Below are 17,971 nucleotides of genomic sequence, written 5' to 3'. Positions count from 1 at the left end.
AGTACCGAATACTCTGGACTTTCTTAACTTTTTGCCAGTTCCATCAACTCTTTCAGTTCATTGGTAAATCCTTTGACCGCCCGATTTTCAACGACTGTCACTGGAACACCCAAAAAGCCATATTTTTCTACTTCCTTTTGGTATTCTGGATTGACTGATAAATCTCTTGTTTCGAAAGGAATTCCTTCCTCACTAAGGACTTTTTTGACCATCGTGCACTCAATACAGTCTTTAGTAGTATAGACAATTACCTGCTTGTTCATCGTTTCTGTTCCCCTTTTGTATTATATTCAGAAGACTCTTTTGTAAAAAAGATATGCTCCGCCTCTAATGATTCCCCGATATTAATGATACCAAATGAATAATTTTCCTGCCTTCTTTTGTCTGTTGGCGAACCAGGGTTGAAAATAAGGATACCTTGTTCATACTTTTTAATCGGAATATGTGAATGACCGAAAATGATGCAATCTACTTTTTCTTCTGCGAATTTCTGAACGGCTCTTTTTTCAGTTGTTCTTCCGGTGCCATGACCATGGGTAATACCAAGTTTATATCCGCATGCCTCTACGATTCGTTTCTCTGGAAACATGTCCTTGATGTCTTCATTGTCAACATTACCAAAAACCCCTACTACCTTTGCAAAGGTTTTAAGATGGTTATAAACATCGATTGTTTGCCAATCCCCTGCATGGATAATCAAATCTGCAACCTTAAGTTCTTCCACTAATCGTGGCGGGAAGGATTTAGCCCTTTTTGGCATATGAGTATCTGAGAGTACGATAATTTTCATAGCAGCGACTCCTATTAATTACTAATTATTAGATTATATCCCAAAAGGATGTCCTTTTCATTTAATACGTTTTCCAATAATCATAAAAGGCAAGTTGGGAAATAGATGCGAAGCTTTATTAAAAAATGTATCGATAATTGTCTAATTGCGCGCTTTCCCAAGGAATAATAGTGTTTAAGTCACCTATATTTTATTTCCCACGAAAATCCTTACATACAAAAATCTGATTATTCAGTCAATAAAAGCCGAACTACAACTCCTTTTTTTATACCCAAAATAAAAAAGTGTCCGCCAATGACGGACACAATGATCAAAGTGTTTATTAGTGGTGCCTGACACCAAGGTTTTTTATCTCATCATTACCCCTGTTAAGAAGGTGAGAAATACGTGTGTTCCGAGTTTGACTGTTGGCTGGACATGGGTGTCTTTTTGGGGATCAAGGCAGACGATGTCCATGGCTTTGACTTTTGGATGCTTAGCTGCGGTTAAAACCCCTTCTAAGAGTTCCGCCGTTGTCATCCCCCCCGGCGTTGAAGCCGGTACTCCTGGAGCATAAGCAATATCAAGAACATCCATATCGACTGTTAAATAAATCGTATCCACCTTTTCAGCCAACTCGTCTAAACATGCAGTAACCGTCTCTTCTATCCCTTTCTTCCTAGTTTCCCGGAGCGTGAAATAATTGACCCCTTGTGCATCAGCATATTGCTTTAAATCTTTTGTGTTAAAGAATCCATGCAGACCGATGTTATACATATTCCTGCCTTCGACCACACCGCTTTCAATAAGATTCCGCATCGGTGTTCCGTTAGATGGGCCGTTATCGGACATGTCACGTAAATCGAAGTGGGTATCGAACTGGAGAATCCCAATTTTCTCCTCGGGTTTTGCTTGCTGCATACCTTTGACCATCATCGCAGTTATCGAATGATCGCCGCCAATTGCACAAACTTTGGATTTCCTAAAATGCTCATGAAGGGCAGCAGACGCTTCAATGATATTGTCATGGCAGCGACGGATATCGGTAACATGCATAGGGACATCTCCGGCATCCAGTGCTATCATTTCCGACAAATCGATATCCTCGTCAAGGTTATAGGTAGTGAAACTCTTCCACGCGCGTCGGAACGCCTCAGGAAATTCCGAGGCACCCGAAGCGCTGATAGATGATCGGGACAGCGGAACTCCAACCACAACAAAGTCTGCCTCCTTGCTTTTTTCAGGACCAGACTCAGACGTTAGAGGTTGGATCCATTCATGCACCTTCGCCATCCCAACTCCTTCATCTGGTCTTACCCATGTAAAACTAGGGGGATTTAACTTAGGATAGAGAAAGCTCTTCAACTAACTGACCTCCCCTGACAACCACCTGACCATTTTTCACCACCGTATCGGTATGATTCACGCCATAAGAGTATTGCAGTTTCATATAATTCTCGACGTTAAAAATCGTAATATCTGCTTTTTTACCCACTTCCAAACTGCCAATTTCTTTGCCGCGATTAATGGCATGGGCCGCATTAATGGTCGTTGCTGTAATGACTTCTGCCGGTGTCATCCCCATTTTTAAACAGCCTAGATTCATAATGAATGGCAGGGATACCGTAGGTGATGACCCAGGATTGCAATCTGTGGACAGTGCCACCGGTACACCCAAATCGACCATTTTACGGCCATTTGCCGACTCCGCCATTAAAAAGTAAGCTGTCCCCGGGAGCAACACACCGACTACCCCTTTTTCAGCCATCGCTTTCATACCTTTTTCCGATGCCTTTAATAAGTGGTCAGCCGAAATGGCCCCAACCTCAGCCGCTAATTCTGCTCCTTCATAGGGCTCAATTTCATCCGCATGAATCTTCGGAATCAAGCCATAGCGACGACCGGCCTCAAGAATTTTCCTGGATTGCTCTGGAGTAAACACACCGTGTTCACAGAAGACATCATTGAACTCAGCCAATCCGAGCTCTGCCACTTTTGGAATCATTTCCTCAATCAACAAGTGAACGAACTCATCCGGATTTGGTTTGTACTCATTCGGAACAGCATGAGCGCCCATGAAGGTTGAAACCACATCAATCACATGCTTCTCATTGAGCTGTTTTGCTACTTCGAGCTGCTTTAATTCGGTTTCCCATTCCATCCCGTAGCCGCTTTTTGCTTCAACCGTTGTGACGCCGTGACGCAGGAATTGATTCAAGCGCTCATAGCTTTCCTGAAAAAGTTCTTCATGTGTCGCAGACTGTGTCCTTCTAGTGGTCGCATAAATCCCGCCGCCGCTATTCATAATTTCCATATAGGTGGCACCTTGAAGTCGCATGTTAAACTCATTTTCCCTGCTGCCTGCAAAAACAACATGCGTATGTGGGTCCACAAGTCCAGGAGTTACGAGTTTACCACTCGCATCCACCACTTCAACTTCCCCTAAACGATCCGCATATTTTCGGGCAAGTTCCTCATCCGGACCAACTGCCTGAATCACTCCGTCTTCCAACCAAACACTGCCATTCTCAATAATGCCAAGCTCAGACATGGCCCCCTTTACACGGGGAGCCTCGGAACTCCCCTGTAATGTAACGAGTTGAGAGGCATTTCTAATAAAAATTGGTGTACTCATTAATCTTCCATCCCCTCTGTCTTAGTCTTGTTGTAGCATAGGCATTTTAATGCCCTTTTCTTTTGCCGTCTTAATCGCAATTTCATAACCCGCATCGGCATGGCGGACCACACCCATGCCAGGGTCCGTTGTTAATACACGTTCTAATCGTACTTCCGCATCCTTCGTGCCATCAGCTACAATAACCATTCCGGAATGCTGAGAATATCCCATGCCAACCCCGCCGCCATGGTGTAATGAAACCCAGCTCGCGCCGCCCACTGCATTGATCATCGCATTTAAAATCGGCCAGTCAGAAACTGCATCGCTTCCGTCTCTCATCGCTTCTGTTTCACGATTTGGTGAAGCAACAGAACCTGCATCTAAGTGGTCACGGCCAATAACGATGGGTGCCGATACTTCTCCCGAAGCAACCATATCATTGATAACTTTACCAAAACGGGCACGATCACCATATCCAAGCCAGCAAATCCGAGCAGGAAGACCTTGGAAGCTAATTTTTTCTTGGGCCATTTTTACCCATTTGCATAAATGTTCATCATCTTTGAACTCACGAAGCAATGCTTCATCAATTTTGCGAATATCCTCCGGATCACCTGAAAGTGCTGCCCAGCGGAAAGGACCTTTTCCTTCGCAGAATAATGGACGGATATATGCTGGTACGAAACCAGGGAAATCAAATGCATTTTCCACTCCCTCATCCTTCGCAACTTGACGAATGTTGTTACCATAATCAAAGGTAACCGCACCTTTTTGCTGCATCGTCAGCATGGCCTTCACATGCAGTGCCATGCTTTGCTTGGAAAGTTCTACATACTTAGTTGGATCTTCTTTTCGTAATCCAGCCGCTTCTTCTAATGTGAAACCAACTGGAACATAACCATTTAATGGGTCGTGTGCAGAAGTTTGATCGGTTAATACATCTGGATTAAAGCCTTTTTCAATCATCAATGGCAAAATTTCTGCGGCATTTCCTAATAATCCAATCGATAGTGCCTTTCCAGCCACTTTTGCCTCGTGTGCTAATTTCAAAGCTTCATCTAAATCCTTAGTTTTCACATCAAGATAAGCAGTTTCAATTCGGCGGTCAATTCTAGTCTCATCGACATCAATCGCTAAACACACTCCATCATTCATTGTTACTGCCAACGGCTGAGCACCACCCATGCCGCCAAGTCCAGCAGTTAATGTGATTGTGTGTTTTAATGTACCGCCAAAGGCTTGACGCGCAAGCTCGGCAAACGTTTCATACGTCCCTTGGACAATTCCCTGGCTGCCGATATAGATCCAGCTCCCCGCTGTCATTTGACCGTACATCATTAGACCTTTTTTATCTAGCTCGTGGAAATGCTCCCAATTTGCCCAAGCAGGAACTAAGTTGGAGTTAGCAAGAAGTACACGCGGGGCATCCTTATGCGACTTCCATACAGCCACCGGCTTACCCGATTGAATCAATAAGGTTTCGTCATTTTCCAATTCTAACAATGTTTTCACAATGGCATCATAGGACTCCCAATTCCGAGCGGCCTTACCAATCCCGCCATAAACAACTAGATCCTCTGGTCTTTCTGCCACTTCTTGGTCCAGGTTGTTCATCAACATCCTAAGTGCAGCCTCCTGAATCCAGCCTTTCGCATGTAATTCCGTACCTTTATAATTTTTTATCACTCTTGATTTCGCTGTGTTTGTTTCCATCCATTCCACTCCTTTTTTCATTATCCATCTATTTTTATTATAAAAATAAAATCTTCTGAAAAATACGAAAGGAACATTAGATATAGGGCAATATTTATAGGTTTAAATAGAATTTATTTAGGTGGTTTGTTCAAATAACCAATAAAACTTTCATAAATGTATATTATTTTTAGGTTTGATTTATGTAAAAAGACCGCTCACTTTGATGATCGGTCTACAGTTTGATATTTCAAATTAATTATTAAATCAACCATACTCGTCCGTTTTATATAATCGAAATTCTTTAGGCGAAGCACCTATTAATTCCTTAAACATCCGGCTAAAATAATTGGCATTTTGATAGCCCACCAGGATTGAAATTTCTTTAATCGGTTTATTTGTTTCAATCAGCAACCTTTTCGCTTCCTTTATTCGAATCGCTGTTAGTGATTCCGTAAAGCTAGAGCCTGTTTTCGTGATCAACAAATGGCTGAAATAAGAAGGGTTACGGTCCACATAGGCTGCCACATCCTCAAGCCTGAGCATGCTGTTTGAAAAATTTTCCTCCATAAAGGTTATGCCGCGTTCAATTGGATCTTGTATCTGATTTCTATTACTGCTCTCAGTACCCAAAAATAATTTTTGAATAAATAAGATGAGATTTTGAACCGTACGATAAAGGACACGATCATATAAAATCGAATTGAAAATATAACGGTATTCCTGTTCATAGCTTTGATTCTCGTCTAAATGATACGTCTTCATATATCTTCTAACCTGGGCCAGGATACTCGTTAGTCTAATTCGGACCAAACCTGGGTCAGGGTAAGGATCGTGCAATTGCAAAAATTCATCATACAGCCAATTTTTTATTTTCTCTAAATCAACGTTAGTTAACATGTCGACCCACGTTCGTTGTTCAGGCGGAGCTAAAAAAGGATCGATATGGACCCATGCGGGTGAGTGTCCAAATTCGACCACTTGGCGGTACCCTTTATAATAGGTCAACTCCAGCATTTTCCTCGTTTGCAGATATTTTTGATTCAAAGTAACGGCTGATGAATTTCCCTTATGAACTACGACCGCTAGAGGCTCAGAAAATTCCTCCTCCCACTTTCTCATCGCTTTTTGACATTGCTCCGTGATATCATTACCCGTCTCAGAAAACAAAACAACGACCATGTCGTCTAATGCAAAAATTCCGTGAACATCCTTGAATGGATATTCTGCTAAGAACGAATGCAAAGTCCGGTTGGCAGTGATACTTTCCGTTTGAAAAGCAGCTACATGGTATATTTCTGCTCCTGGGTCTTGCGATAGTAATAAGGCTTCATATGATATATCTTTATAGGAATTTGCATGGTGAATTCCATCCGCCTGACTTTTGGACCTAAGCTTACGTGCGGCTTTTTGAAAGGCGCTTTTCACCTTGGTTGCCGAAAAAGGTTTAATCATTAAATCTAACGCTTGCATATCGATGGCCAGTCGCGCCTTTTCAAAGGTTCCTTCTGCCGATGTTAATAGTAAAATGGGGTCATAAATCTGCATCAGGTCACGAAAGGTGGACCAATCATCCTTCGTGATCATATCAAGTTCTATTAAGACAACATCAGGCTTCTCCTGTTCAAACCATACGACGAATTCCTGATAATGAGAAGCTGACAATATAGTGGTAACGGGGATGGAAGAGGTTTTCAATAACCATTTTAATCCTTCACGTTCGTTCAAATCGCGATCGGCAATCAGCCACTTTCCTTCCATCTTTTGTCCCTCTTTCATTCATAGACTTTTGATTGCTTAAGCCATTTTCTAAGCATTTTGGTAAATAATGTTTATTAGTGTTACTGCTCCCTATTATATCGATTAGAAATGATAACACCGAACATTAATCCAATTAAGATCGCCATTAAATGCGTGGAGCCAGTTGATAAAGACAAAAAATTGATTGTTATACCATAGCTTTTATTTACTAGGCTTAATAGGATCTGTTCCAGTATCAGTTTGTATATCATCAGATACGGTAGAATCACCAAAGGAATCGCCAGCCATTTGTGACCAGTTATGTATTTCGTCAATAGTAAATAAATGATGGCAAACAGTATAGCAAATCCATAAACGAACCAATTCAAATATTGGAGGATCGGACTAGGCCGATCAAAAATAGCCACTACATTAAGATACAAGATCCAAAAAATCGCAATAATAATAGCAAGAATCTGTGTTTTCAGCAAAAATTTCATTGGTAACAGCACCAGCCTCAAATCAAATATGTTATTTTATTTCTACCATAACGCAAATACCTCGTCTCTACAAATAAATAATTGAGACACTTCTAATAAACAAAAAAAGGACAAAAACAGTTACTCTACAGTTTTTGTCCTTTATATATACTATTTTTTAGCCTACGTTTAGGCCGAAGTCTGTTGCGATACGGGCTAGGCCGCCTTGGTAGCCTGAACCTACGGCCGAGAATTTCCACTCACCATTGTGACGGTACAGTTCGCCAACGATGATAGCAGTCTCAATCGAAAAATCTTCTCCTAAATCATAGCGAATGAGTTCTTGGTTCGTTTCTTCGTTAACGATGCGGCAGAATGCATTAGATACCTGACCAAAATTCTGACCACGAACTTCTGCATCATGAATGGTAATAACAAAGGAAATTTTTTCAATCTGAGCAGGGACCGCGCTAAGATTCACTTTTACTTGCTCATCATCCCCATCCCCTTCTCCTGTGCGGTTATCACCGGTATGTACTACAGATCCATTTCCACCTTCAAGTTGATTGTAGAAAACGAAATCCTTTTCAGACGTAACTTTTCCGTTAGATGCTAACAAGAAGATACTTGCATCTAAATCAAAATCATTTCCGCCATCATAACGATTGGTATCCCAGCCAAGACCAACAATGACCTTCGATAAACCAGGATTTGTTTTTGTTAAATCAATTTTTTGACCTTTAGATAAGGAAATAGCCATACAAACACCCTTTCAATCTTAATATTATCAATGTTTCACTTTAAGTTTACAAAAACAAGGAATATTTTTCTACTTTTTAATGACCTTCTTCTTAATAAATACAAGATTCACTGGTTTTGAGCATCAAAAAATGGTTAAGATAACTATTATTAATTGTTTATGCTATAATGAACTGCTAGCAAAACGGGAAACCCGTTTATTTTAAGTAAGGCAAGGAGAGATTTTCTAAATGATTAAAATTGAAATCCCTAATCCTGATATAGTGATTACGAAAAAAAATCAAGTTGGTGAAAAAGTAGAGGCGCCGCTTAGCAGCGTTTATGGTTTTACAGATTATAATAAAATTCCAAGAGACAAAGGCGGGATTATCCTTTTTTCAAACGCAAATGATGAATTACTGTTTGTCGGCAAAGCTAGGAAATTACGCCCCCGCGTAAAAAGACATTTCGAAGATTCTGTCTCACCGATCAAATTGCACCGTGATGAAGTTTATAAAATTGCAGTATGCGTTGTGGAAGATCCAATGGAAAGAGAAATTTACGAAACTTACCTCATCAATACGTTACATGCTAAATACAACATTGATAAAGTGTTCTATAAATAGTTGAAAGAGCGGGTTCACTTACGAAACCTGCTCTTTTTTTTAACTAATTTCTCCGTATTTCAAAATCATTTCTTTTTCAATATGACTTGCCCGAATGCCAAACCTCGGTTTAATCAAATTTACCTCTTCACCTAGCAAGATTTTAACAGCCAAATACGGGATGTTGATCCCCGATAAGCAGCTAAAGTGCATGCCGCCGCTCATACGCGGATTGACTTCCAACAGCTTGGGTTCACCATTGTTGTTGTATTTGACTTGAATATTAAATACATATGGCACCTTAAATTCTTGGTGAAAATCGTGAGCCAATTTTATAAGTTCAGTCTGCTCCACAATCTCCCTTATCCTTCCATCCCCCTTCATTCGAGGTATGGCGGCATACAATTTATCTTGGGAGGATAGGCAATCGATACTATATTCTCTGCCTTCTAAAAATTCCAACACCATTAAGTCAGGGAATGTTTCTTGCTGACCTAAAATTTCGCAGGCATAGTGGTAAGGAATACGGTAGCTCGTTCCATGATTGAAAAGCTGGGTAATTGAATCAATCTGGTCTTTAATGACACGAAATCCGTTCGCACCTTCACCAATCACTGGTTTAAAACACACAGTATGACCTTTTTCCTTTAATTGTTCATACGCTATTTTAAACGCTTCAAGATTATTAACGACGTGATAATCAGGGATCAACGAGTTTGCCGGTCCACGCGTAAACATTTGATATGTCTCAGCTTTATTATCCATGCTCTCCATGAGACTAGCATCTGGGCAAACTAACACCTTCACTCCCAACTTCTCAAATTGACTCAGTCGTTTGGAGATGAGGACATTTTCCTTCCGCGGGATAAAAATATCAATCTCGTGCCGTTGACAAAAATCAAGACAAAAATCAATATATTCTTCCCCAGATATATCCGGCTCGACGAAGGCATAATCACAATTTTGTAAATACAGGGCATCCTTGTTCGGACTGGTTCCATAAATAATAAATTTTCGCTTTTCTTCGTTATCCCGAATCATGTCGATGAAATGGGAAACCGTTGTAAACCATCTGTTAAACCAAATCTTCATTTCAATCCTCTTTCTTGTTGTAATAAGACCTCACTCATTATTGTCCTTCTCGACATTTTTTATAAGCAAAATTTTACAAAAAATTCATTTCCTACTGCAATTCTTCGAAAAACAACACCTATATTCTGTATAAACGCAAAAAAAATGTTCTGCAATGCGACGTAAATAAATACTTTTACAAAATAGATTTTGAATTTAAAAAAGAGACAATCGCCCGAACGATTGTCTCTTTACTATTTTTAAGGTATGAATCTTAATGATTTATCATTATTAATTATTTACATGCACTTTTACAATTTTCTCGATCATGGAATAGATGTTTTTATGGTTGTTTTTTGCAATTTCTACATAATTACTTGTAACTTTTAGCAAGTCGTTACGACGCTCTCTTACAAAGAGTACATAATTCTCACTATTTTCCACAAGGTTATTATCAAATCGATCCATTAGATCGAAAGATAATTTAATTGGGGTTAATGCTAGATTTTCTACACGATCAGATACATCTCGAAATTGGTCTGTAAGCTCTGGAAAATCAATCTGTAAGGCATCATTTTTTTCATAAAGGGCGCTTACACTATCAACGATTTCACTGTTGGTCCTTTTTGATTCTTGATATAGATTTAAAAAAGAATTTCTAAAGTCTTTATTAAACTTAATCGTTTCTTTTACAGTCTTTAGATAAACTTCTTCTCCACTTTCTTGTAGTTTCTTTGTCCAATCTAACGATAGCGCGAATTGATTCCATATTGTGTCTACAAATGGCATGACTTGATAACCCTCTTCCTTAACTACAGCTTTCTTTACTTGCTCACTTTTTTTTGACGTTGTACTCATTTTCATTCCTCCTCTTGTCAATGGTGCCTTTCTCTATTGGATCCTTCCTTTTAAATGAAGGGATAAAGAGCTTTAGTAAATTAGAATACGTTTTGAGGAATTGATCTAACATTGATTGGTAGGTTTCTAATTGATTTGCATATCCCTTTAAGTATGTAACTCCTACCTCTGTGATTTTGTAACACCTCTTTGCCGGACCATTTCCCCTAGTATCCTATTCAGATGAAAAAAGGTTTTCCTTGAAGTGACATTCTACTAAGAATTAATAATATAAAGGCAGAACAAAATTCTTTGATGGTTGAATGGTTTTATTGGCGCTATCTTTTGCATTTGGATTTTCTCCTTAATTCTTCTATATATGTAATTTACACCTATAGGGATATTATGTCAATCATTTAAATTATTTGATTTTTAAATTAATTATTCATAAAAATTCTGTTTTATCCATCTATTATTCTCTTTCATCCTCAAATAGAATGTTATATCCAAAAATTCAGACAAGTGCAACAAATATACTGTAAAATAATCTCAAATAATCAGTCTGTTATAAGACAATAGTTCAGAAAGGCGGATATTGATTAGGATCAAGTCATATCAAAAGATTTCTAGTTCGATTTAAGTTGAACCCTTAGTGATTTTGGATAGTTTACTGCAAATAGAAAAGTATCTTTTGAAGTAACCGTAACAATAAAAAAGATGAGGAAGACTTATTATGAGCGAACAAGAAATGAAGGAACTGAAAGCTTCTAATCATAAAAACTATCAAAAACTATTTCCGCCAAGTGTTTGCTTCTATTGTGGTTCCATTATAGAAGATGAACATGAATCGTCCATGACGAAGTGCCAAAATTGTTTAAGTAAGGAGAAGAGTAGATAAAGGAAAAACACTTACTTGTTTTGAAAGCGCTTGATTTAACAAAACTATAGAGATTTTTCCTTAGAGAAAGGTTAGTACATTTAATAAATTCAACTAAAGGAGATGAATTGAATGTCCAAAATTCTTGTAGTTAATGCTGGAAGTTCCTCATTGAAATATCAACTATTGCACATGCCAGAAGAATTTATAATAACAAAAGGTATGGTGGATCGGATCGGTTTAAAAGATTCAATGTTTACTATTGAAGTCCACAACAAGAAAATGAAATTAGTTCAAACGATCAATGACCATCTGGAGGCAGTTAAAATCCTATTGCATAAGCTGATCAATTTAGAAATTATTTCATCGCTTGATGAGATCGATGGGATTGGTCATCGAGTTGTTCATGGGGGCGAAAAATTTAGTGAATCGGTACTGATCAACGATGATATATTAAGAGAAATTGAGGATGTATCGGAGCTCGCGCCGCTTCACAATCCTGCCAACCTTATCGTGATAAATGCGTTTCGTGAAATATTGCCTGATGTACCTTCAGTAGCAGTATTTGATACTGCTTTTCATCAAACGATGCCAGAACAATCTTTTCTTTACAGTTTGCCATACGAGTATTATCAACAATATGGCATTCGTAAATATGGATTCCACGGGACAAGCCATCAATATGTATCACAACGTTCCGCAGAGTTGTTAAAACGTCCAATAAGAGAGCTTCGTCTAATTTCCTGCCATCTCGGAAATGGAGCAAGCCTTACAGCGATAGATGGAGGTAAATCAATTGACACGTCGATGGGATTTACGCCGTTGGCAGGGGTGACCATGGGAACACGTTCAGGTAATATTGATCCAGCACTGATCACCTATATCATGGAGAAAACAGGTCAGAGCGCTGAGAAAGTGGTGAGCATTTTAAATAAGGAAAGTGGCTTGCTGGGGATATCTGGTTATTCAAGTGATCTCCGAGATATTCAGGTGGCAGCAGAGAAGGGACACAAACGGGCAGAGCTTGCGCTGCAAGTGTTTGCAAAAAGAATTCAGGAATATATCGGGATGTACGCGGTAAGGATGAAAGGTCTTGATGCGATTATCTTTACTGCTGGTATTGGAGAAAACAGTGACCTTATCCGCGCTCGTGTATTGGAAGGTCTAGAATTTATGGGCGTGTATTGGGATCCTAGCCTTAATAAAGTAAGCGGCAGAGAAACGTTCATTAGTTATCAGCATTCACCGGTCAAAGTGATGGTCATTCCGACTAATGAAGAAATCATGATTGCAAGGGATACGTCTCGTTTAGGTATTCGTGAAAGTTTACTGGTTGTATAGAATTTTATAATATAAAAATATTTTTTATCTTGTTTTCGGTAAACTTGTAATCTACCAGATGAAAAAGCTAGCGTAAAGGCCAAACGTTGATTTCTATTCTGAGGTCGGTTTATCACTGCTTAGGGATAAAACAAAACCTTTTCACACCTATTTTTGCGATGAGCCACACGTCAGGCTGGATCGCTCATATTTTGGAACAGTATGAAAACAATCGCTTAATTCGCCCTCGTAACGACGATTAAGAATAATAAATAAGATTATAAAAAAGCTAGATAAGACATTTTTTAATAATGTGTTTTGTCTAGCTTTCTTTTGTCTAGTTTGATTATCTTAAATTTTATAATATACCCGTTAAAAATTGAGCTTTAGCAGCAGCTATTTAATTTTTATATCCACTACCTATTCGATTACGGATTAATGAATGTCCTTTTTCTTAAACCGACCACCATAAACTGCAGAAACATCTGAAGTAATGGTAAATGCTTCAGGATCTATCTCCTTAATAATATCTTTTAGCTTTGTATCCTCTAGCCTTGTAAAAGCACATAGAATAACACGTTTATCTTCACCGCTGTAAGAACCTTCTCCATGGAGAAAAGTGACGCCACGCCCTAATCGTTCTGTAATGGCATCTGCTATCTCATCGGTGTTATCACTAATGATATATTTGCATTTCATATCACCTAATCCTTTTACCACGATATCAATGGTTTTAAACGCAATAAAATAGGTAAGCATTGAAAACAAAGCATTTTCTATAGAAAATACAAAGGCAGCCAATGAGAAGATAATCACATTCACAGCCATGATGATCTCCCCGACTGAAAATGGCACCCTTTTTTCAATTAAAATAGATAATGTTTCAGTACCATCTAAAACTCCTCCATTTCTGATTGCTAAACCTACCCCAATTCCACATATGACACCGCCAAAAACAACTGACAGAAGCTGATCATGTACCATTGGGTCTATATGATGCATGAATGAAGTAATCACAGAAAGAGCTATGATTCCATAGAGCATACTAAAAGCAAATGTTTTACCGATTTGCTTATAACCTAAGAAGAAGAAAGGTAAGTTTAAAATGACTAAAAATATACTAAGGCTGATTGAAGTAACGTGACTTAAAATCATGGATAAGCCCGTCACTCCACCGTCAATTATATTATTCGGAATTAAAACAGCTTCTAACCCGTAAGCCATAATACTGGCACCAATTGTAATAAAAAAAGACCTTTTGACAACATTTCTTACAGATAATTTTTTATGATTTATTTTCTTTTTTTCTTCACTTGTATTCATAAAGCTTTACCCCTTATATTTATATATTTTAAAAATCACAGAGAATATGTGTTTTTTTCAAGACATAGCTTGTTAGATCGTATATAAAAATTCAATTAAACATGAGTAAAAAATTATTCATTTGTCATGAAAACACAAAAGGAGCTTGTTACCAAATAGGCATAATAATCCCATGGTGACAGGCTCCTTCATATTAGCACGTAATTTTATTCTTTGAAATTGTATCACATAAGGGAGAAATATTCACTTTTGTATAATTAAAATATGTGTACTGGTAGTTCGACTAACGCACCCGTTGGAATTATAAGGTCAGCCAGATAAGAAAATATTACTGGTTGACCTTATTTTATATTCGGTCCGGTACTTTTTATTTTAAAAAAACTCATCTTACTCTATAATAACCACAAAATTATTGAAGAATCTCCACATTTGCAGTTTTCCGTAAATATCCCACTGGCAATGGAGTCTTAAAAGCAAATTGGGTGAATCGAACTAAATTTTCGATTCACCCAACTAATATGTTTTAGGTTATTAATATAAGATATCAATGAAAGACTGAAAAATATAAGTGACCCATTTGTTTCCTTCGAACTATTAATGAATCAAAATTGGACCAACTAATTCTTTTGGATTTTCGCCTAATGCCAACTTGCTAATGTTGACATAGGTTACTTGTTTATACTTTTTTAGAACCTGTTTTAATTCAGAGAATTTTTCGTCTGTTTTTAATTTTTCAATTTCACGATGGTAGATGGACATTACGTAGTCATCCAGGGACTTAGGGTAGAAATCACTTGTGTTTTCATCCATAATGACTGTTCCCATATACTGATATCCACAATGCAATTGACGTGTTAGTTTTACGATATTGATAAATTTTTTATAAATAGAAGGTTTTGTTGCATGTAAGTTTTCGATAGCAAGTTGTGCATTTCTCAATTCAGTGTAATTTGATTGTCTGATCATAAGATCTTCCCCTTTGTTTCACTATTAATCCCATGGTTTATCTAGTGTAAGTCTGGCCACAAGTTCTTTATTTTGTGTTCTTTTTAACTTACGAATTTCTTCGCGCTCTTTTCCCGTTTCATAAAGAAATTTCTCTTCCTCTGTTTCTGGAATGACTTCAGGCACTTCCAACGGTCTTTTATTTTCATCTAGAGGGACAAAAGTAAAAAATGCAGTAGCAGCAATTCTTCGTTCCCCGGTTTCAAGATTCTCTGCAATCACTTTACAGAAAATTTCCATTGATTTTGTACCTGTATAGCTGACAAATGACTCGATACAAACTGAATCACTTCGTCGGATTGGTTTAATGAAATTAACGGAGTCTGTCGATGCAGTAACACATTCCTTTACCCGTGAATGCCTACGGGCGGAAAGAGTCGCGCAAGCATCCATCTTCTTCATTAGAACTCCACCAAATAATGTAGAATAATTGTTCAAATCGTTAATGAGCACTTGATCGGTTTGAACAACACGTGTGTTTTTAATTTTTTTTGCTTCCATTTATTTTCTCCCTATATATATATAATGTTTTTGAAGCGTTCGCTTCTCATACATCACATAGGTGATTATAATATAACCACAGTGGAAAGGTACAATGCCAATAATATATGGAATTCATAACAAAACTGTATGGAAGCGTTTTTGGCAGGAACATTAAAAGACAAGTAAACCATTCCCATCATATTCCAATTTAATTCTAGGTCCAGTACTAGAATTTATAAGAAAAACATGAAAATAGAAAATTAACTGATCCTCATTTGTTCATTATTTCAGGAAATATCTAACTGGTTTAATTAAGATAACATCTCCCAACACTAAGAAAAGCGGAAGAGAAGTATGAAGAAATTGCTCAATATAGGGTGATAAAATGGAAGCGAAAAAAATTAGTGAAACGCGTGTAATTCATACCGATCAGGTGTTGCTTAATGATTTGAATAATTATGATACATTATTTGGCGGGGTTCTTATGAAGAAGATGGATGCATGTGCGACACTTTCGGCTCGCCGGCATTCACGAGTAAAGCAATGTGTTACGGCATCGACAGACTCCGTTAATTTTCTACACCCCATTCAGCAAAGCGATTCGGTTGGTATCGAATCATTTGTTTGCTATACAGGTAAAAGGTCGATGGAGATTTTCTGTAAAATAATTGCTGAAGATCTCGAAACAGGGGAACGGAAAATTGCCGCTACAGCTTTCTTTACTTTCGTCCCTCTAGATGAAAATAAAAGACCATTGGAAGTGCCAAAAGTTATTCCAGAGACAGACGAAGAAAAATTTCTTTACGAAACCGGAAAAGAACGCGAAAAAATCCGCAAACTCAAAAGGGAGCAAAATAAAGAACTGGTATCCAGACTCTCACCGAAAAAAGCATGTACTTAGGGGGTTGAAACATGTTAGTCTCAGCAAATTATGAAGATTTGATTGACGCAAAAATGGCCATTGAACACTTAGGTGAAACAAAACCATCAATTTATCATATGTTCTTAAATATCATTGAACTAACTCGTAAACTTAATTTTGGATACCAATATATGGGAGCATTACTCATGGATGAAGACCCAAGCGAATTTAAGCCGGTAGGACAAGATGATTATGTTTTGTCCGTTTATCAAAAGGAAATCGAAAAGTTAAAAAGGGACCAAAAATTTTCTGAACTAAAACAGTTGCTAAAAGAGTATGAACAAGTGAGTTATGCTAATATAAGCAAGTTAGCATTAGGAAACCCGCCAAGGGAACTAGCCGGTCCAACTGTGATTCATTAATAAAACGAGGCTGTGAGGAAATTCCCCTCCAAGCCTCGTTTTGTTTGTAGACACGGCATAAAAATCCATTGCTGAAATCTTCAATAATAGATTATGAATCACGGTAAGGATGCTTCCGACAGCTTCACTTTTGCAAACCGGATAAATTCTTTCTCAACCTGTGACATGTATGCATTCGTTTTCCAGATCAAGGCTAAACTCCATCGGATTGTCGGGTTGGTTATTGAGATTGTTTGAATATCATGTGTTAAATCCATACATATACTCTCAGGCAGCAAGGTAATACCCAAATTAGAAGCAACCATTTCTTGGATAAAATCTAATTGTGATGTTTCCGAAATAATGGTCGGTTGAAAACCAATTTCTCTGCATGCAGCAATAACCAGACTCCTTAATTCAAAATCTCGGTTAAACATAATAAAATTTTCTTCTTTCAGCTCTTGCAATGACACTTCCTGTTTGCCGATAAAACGGTGGGAGGCGGGTATAACCAGTTTTAGTTTCTCATTAATAAACGTATAATAGTCAATACTTTCATTTTTGTCAGGGAGAAAGACAATACCAAAATCAAGTAAACCATTGACAATCTTCTGTTCAATTGTCTTTGATCCGTCCTCTTCCAATTGGAACGTAACTTCTGGATATTCTTGATGAAAAGAAGCAAGAAGTTTTGAGAAAAAAGTAGAATTGGTTACTGTAGGGAGCCCGATACGGATGTGTCCTTTTTTTGGCATTAACATCTTATCCATTTCCTCATCCAATTGCTGCAGCTGTTCTTCAATTTTTAATGCATGTTTTTTTAGGACACGTCCTGCATCAGTTAAGATCAACTTTTTCCTAGTTCGAACAAAAAGCTTTGTACCAAGTTGGTCTTCCAATGATTTGATAGTTCGGCTAAGGGCAGGCTGGGTAATGAAAAGATTTTCTGCTGCACTGGTAAAACTACCAGTACGCGTAATTTCAATAAAAAATTGCAACTGTTTAATTTCCAATTATAATCAAACACCTTATATTTCTTTTTCAATGCTAGACTAGTTTACCACAAATTTTTCTTTAAAGACACGCACTTGTGTCATACCCAAAAGGGAAACTTATTTAAGTAAAAACAATTTAGGGCTACTCTCGATTTTA

At 37.9% G+C, this 17,971-nt stretch carries 19 protein-coding genes and 1 pseudogene; 6 read left to right on the top strand and 14 right to left on the bottom strand.

Translation table 11 applies throughout. From position 1 onward, the window contains the following. Positions 1–23: 23 nt before the first annotated feature. From COJ96_RS19090 to COJ96_RS19055, 8 genes are all read right to left on the bottom strand, one after another. On the bottom strand, positions 24–263 hold the full coding sequence (locus tag COJ96_RS19090; protein WP_098575382.1) for a glutaredoxin family protein: 240 nt from the start codon (positions 261–263) through the stop codon (positions 24–26). Next, positions 260–790: a metallophosphoesterase family protein gene (locus tag COJ96_RS19085; protein WP_098575381.1), complete on the bottom strand. Its 531-nt coding sequence runs from the start codon at positions 788–790 to the stop codon at positions 260–262. Before COJ96_RS19085 ends, COJ96_RS19090 begins: the two co-directional genes overlap by 4 nt. Before the next feature lie 348 nt (positions 791–1,138). Further along, on the bottom strand, positions 1,139–2,134 hold the full coding sequence (locus COJ96_RS19080) for an agmatinase family protein (RefSeq protein WP_098575380.1): 996 nt from the start codon (positions 2,132–2,134) through the stop codon (positions 1,139–1,141). Then, positions 2,112–3,404, bottom strand: a complete 1,293-nt coding sequence (gene hutI / locus COJ96_RS19075; RefSeq protein ID WP_098575379.1) for an imidazolonepropionase — start codon at positions 3,402–3,404, stop codon at positions 2,112–2,114. The genes COJ96_RS19080 and hutI overlap by 23 nt, the downstream gene beginning before the upstream one ends. A gap of 21 nt (positions 3,405–3,425) precedes the next feature. Then, positions 3,426–5,099 carry a urocanate hydratase gene (gene hutU, locus COJ96_RS19070; protein WP_098575378.1) on the bottom strand — a complete coding sequence of 558 codons (1,674 nt, stop codon included), beginning with the start codon at positions 5,097–5,099 and terminating at the stop codon, positions 3,426–3,428. Between the two features lie 246 nt (positions 5,100–5,345). After that, a complete protein-coding gene (locus tag COJ96_RS19065) occupies positions 5,346–6,839 on the bottom strand; it encodes a helix-turn-helix domain-containing protein (RefSeq protein ID WP_180230182.1) in 1,494 nt (497 codons plus the stop codon). Positions 6,840–6,919: 80 nt separating this feature from the next. Next, positions 6,920–7,318: a hypothetical protein gene (locus tag COJ96_RS19060; RefSeq protein ID WP_098575376.1), complete on the bottom strand. Its 399-nt coding sequence runs from the start codon at positions 7,316–7,318 to the stop codon at positions 6,920–6,922. Positions 7,319–7,475: 157 nt separating this feature from the next. Continuing rightward, a complete protein-coding gene (locus COJ96_RS19055) occupies positions 7,476–8,057 on the bottom strand; it encodes a TerD family protein (protein WP_098575375.1) in 582 nt (193 codons plus the stop codon). A gap of 229 nt (positions 8,058–8,286) precedes the next feature. Here COJ96_RS19055 and COJ96_RS19050 point away from each other — a divergent pair, with 229 nt between their 5' ends. Next, positions 8,287–8,661 carry a nucleotide excision repair endonuclease gene (locus COJ96_RS19050; protein WP_026567028.1) on the top strand — a complete coding sequence of 125 codons (375 nt, stop codon included), beginning with the start codon at positions 8,287–8,289 and terminating at the stop codon, positions 8,659–8,661. 39 nt (positions 8,662–8,700) lie between these two features. Here the strand turns inward: COJ96_RS19050 and COJ96_RS19045 are convergent, their stop codons facing one another. Then, entirely contained in the window at positions 8,701–9,732 is a 1,032-nt protein-coding gene (locus tag COJ96_RS19045; protein ID WP_098575374.1) for an ATP-grasp domain-containing protein, read from the bottom strand. A 270-nt stretch (positions 9,733–10,002) separates the two neighbouring features. After that, positions 10,003–10,569, bottom strand: coding sequence for a hypothetical protein (locus COJ96_RS19040; RefSeq protein WP_180230181.1), 567 nt, complete (start codon positions 10,567–10,569; stop codon positions 10,003–10,005). Between the two features lie 712 nt (positions 10,570–11,281). Here COJ96_RS19040 and COJ96_RS28795 point away from each other — a divergent pair. The 3 genes and pseudogenes from COJ96_RS28795 to COJ96_RS19025 form a co-directional block, all read left to right on the top strand. Then, on the top strand, positions 11,282–11,446 hold the full coding sequence (locus tag COJ96_RS28795) for a hypothetical protein (RefSeq protein WP_179195757.1): 165 nt from the start codon (positions 11,282–11,284) through the stop codon (positions 11,444–11,446). A gap of 111 nt (positions 11,447–11,557) precedes the next feature. After that, the gene (locus COJ96_RS19030) at positions 11,558–12,766 is read left to right on the top strand and encodes an acetate kinase (protein ID WP_098575372.1); all 1,209 of its coding nucleotides are present in this window, start codon (positions 11,558–11,560) and stop codon (positions 12,764–12,766) included. Between the two features lie 79 nt (positions 12,767–12,845). Further along, a pseudogene (locus COJ96_RS19025) lies at positions 12,846–13,008 on the top strand (citrate/2-methylcitrate synthase); the annotation flags it as partial. Positions 13,009–13,180: 172 nt separating this feature from the next. Here COJ96_RS19025 and COJ96_RS19020 read toward each other — a convergent pair. From COJ96_RS19020 to COJ96_RS19010, 3 genes are all read right to left on the bottom strand, one after another. Next, positions 13,181–14,068, bottom strand: a complete 888-nt coding sequence (locus COJ96_RS19020) for a YitT family protein (protein ID WP_098575371.1) — start codon at positions 14,066–14,068, stop codon at positions 13,181–13,183. A 594-nt stretch (positions 14,069–14,662) separates the two neighbouring features. Further along, positions 14,663–15,034, bottom strand: coding sequence for a hypothetical protein (locus tag COJ96_RS19015; protein WP_098575370.1), 372 nt, complete (start codon positions 15,032–15,034; stop codon positions 14,663–14,665). Positions 15,035–15,058: 24 nt separating this feature from the next. Next, complete coding sequence (locus COJ96_RS19010; protein WP_098575369.1) at positions 15,059–15,574, bottom strand: acyl-CoA thioesterase; 516 nt, start codon at positions 15,572–15,574, stop codon at positions 15,059–15,061. Between the two features lie 367 nt (positions 15,575–15,941). On the opposite strand from COJ96_RS19010, the gene COJ96_RS19005 reads away from it, so the two are divergent. Further along, complete coding sequence (locus COJ96_RS19005; RefSeq protein WP_098575368.1) at positions 15,942–16,457, top strand: acyl-CoA thioesterase; 516 nt, start codon at positions 15,942–15,944, stop codon at positions 16,455–16,457. Between the two features lie 11 nt (positions 16,458–16,468). Then, the gene (locus COJ96_RS19000; RefSeq protein WP_098575367.1) at positions 16,469–16,840 is read left to right on the top strand and encodes a hypothetical protein; all 372 of its coding nucleotides are present in this window, start codon (positions 16,469–16,471) and stop codon (positions 16,838–16,840) included. Positions 16,841–16,938: 98 nt separating this feature from the next. Here the strand turns inward: COJ96_RS19000 and COJ96_RS18995 are convergent, their stop codons facing one another. Then, the gene (locus COJ96_RS18995; protein ID WP_098575366.1) at positions 16,939–17,832 is read right to left on the bottom strand and encodes a LysR family transcriptional regulator; all 894 of its coding nucleotides are present in this window, start codon (positions 17,830–17,832) and stop codon (positions 16,939–16,941) included. Positions 17,833–17,971: the final 139 nt, after the last annotated feature.

This window comes from Bacillus sp. AFS073361, assembly GCF_002567005.1.
Classification (GTDB): Bacteria; Bacillota; Bacilli; order Bacillales; family Cytobacillaceae; genus Neobacillus.
This window is presented reverse-complemented; position numbering and strand designations above follow the sequence as displayed.

Bases quoted from the DNA above. Each gene is read 5' to 3' on its own strand.
- COJ96_RS19090 (WP_098575382.1), bottom strand. From the start codon at position 263: ATGAACAAGCAGGTAATTGTCTATACTACTAAAGACTGTATTGAGTGC.
- COJ96_RS19085 (WP_098575381.1), bottom strand. From the start codon at position 790: ATGAAAATTATCGTACTCTCAGATACTCATATGCCAAAAAGGGCTAAA.
- hutI (WP_098575379.1), bottom strand. From the start codon at position 3,404: ATGAGTACACCAATTTTTATTAGAAATGCCTCTCAACTCGTTACATTA.
- hutU (WP_098575378.1), bottom strand. From the start codon at position 5,099: ATGGAAACAAACACAGCGAAATCAAGAGTGATAAAAAATTATAAAGGT.
- COJ96_RS19065 (WP_180230182.1), bottom strand. From the start codon at position 6,839: ATGGAAGGAAAGTGGCTGATTGCCGATCGCGATTTGAACGAACGTGAA.
- COJ96_RS19060 (WP_098575376.1), bottom strand. From the start codon at position 7,318: ATGAAATTTTTGCTGAAAACACAGATTCTTGCTATTATTATTGCGATT.
- COJ96_RS19055 (WP_098575375.1), bottom strand. From the start codon at position 8,057: ATGGCTATTTCCTTATCTAAAGGTCAAAAAATTGATTTAACAAAAACA.
- COJ96_RS19050 (WP_026567028.1), top strand. From the start codon at position 8,287: ATGATTAAAATTGAAATCCCTAATCCTGATATAGTGATTACGAAAAAA.
- COJ96_RS19045 (WP_098575374.1), bottom strand. From the start codon at position 9,732: ATGAAGATTTGGTTTAACAGATGGTTTACAACGGTTTCCCATTTCATC.
- COJ96_RS19040 (WP_180230181.1), bottom strand. From the start codon at position 10,569: ATGAGTACAACGTCAAAAAAAAGTGAGCAAGTAAAGAAAGCTGTAGTT.
- COJ96_RS28795 (WP_179195757.1), top strand. From the start codon at position 11,282: ATGAGCGAACAAGAAATGAAGGAACTGAAAGCTTCTAATCATAAAAAC.
- COJ96_RS19030 (WP_098575372.1), top strand. From the start codon at position 11,558: ATGTCCAAAATTCTTGTAGTTAATGCTGGAAGTTCCTCATTGAAATAT.
- COJ96_RS19020 (WP_098575371.1), bottom strand. From the start codon at position 14,068: ATGAATACAAGTGAAGAAAAAAAGAAAATAAATCATAAAAAATTATCT.
- COJ96_RS19015 (WP_098575370.1), bottom strand. From the start codon at position 15,034: ATGATCAGACAATCAAATTACACTGAATTGAGAAATGCACAACTTGCT.
- COJ96_RS19010 (WP_098575369.1), bottom strand. From the start codon at position 15,574: ATGGAAGCAAAAAAAATTAAAAACACACGTGTTGTTCAAACCGATCAA.
- COJ96_RS19005 (WP_098575368.1), top strand. From the start codon at position 15,942: ATGGAAGCGAAAAAAATTAGTGAAACGCGTGTAATTCATACCGATCAG.
- COJ96_RS19000 (WP_098575367.1), top strand. From the start codon at position 16,469: ATGTTAGTCTCAGCAAATTATGAAGATTTGATTGACGCAAAAATGGCC.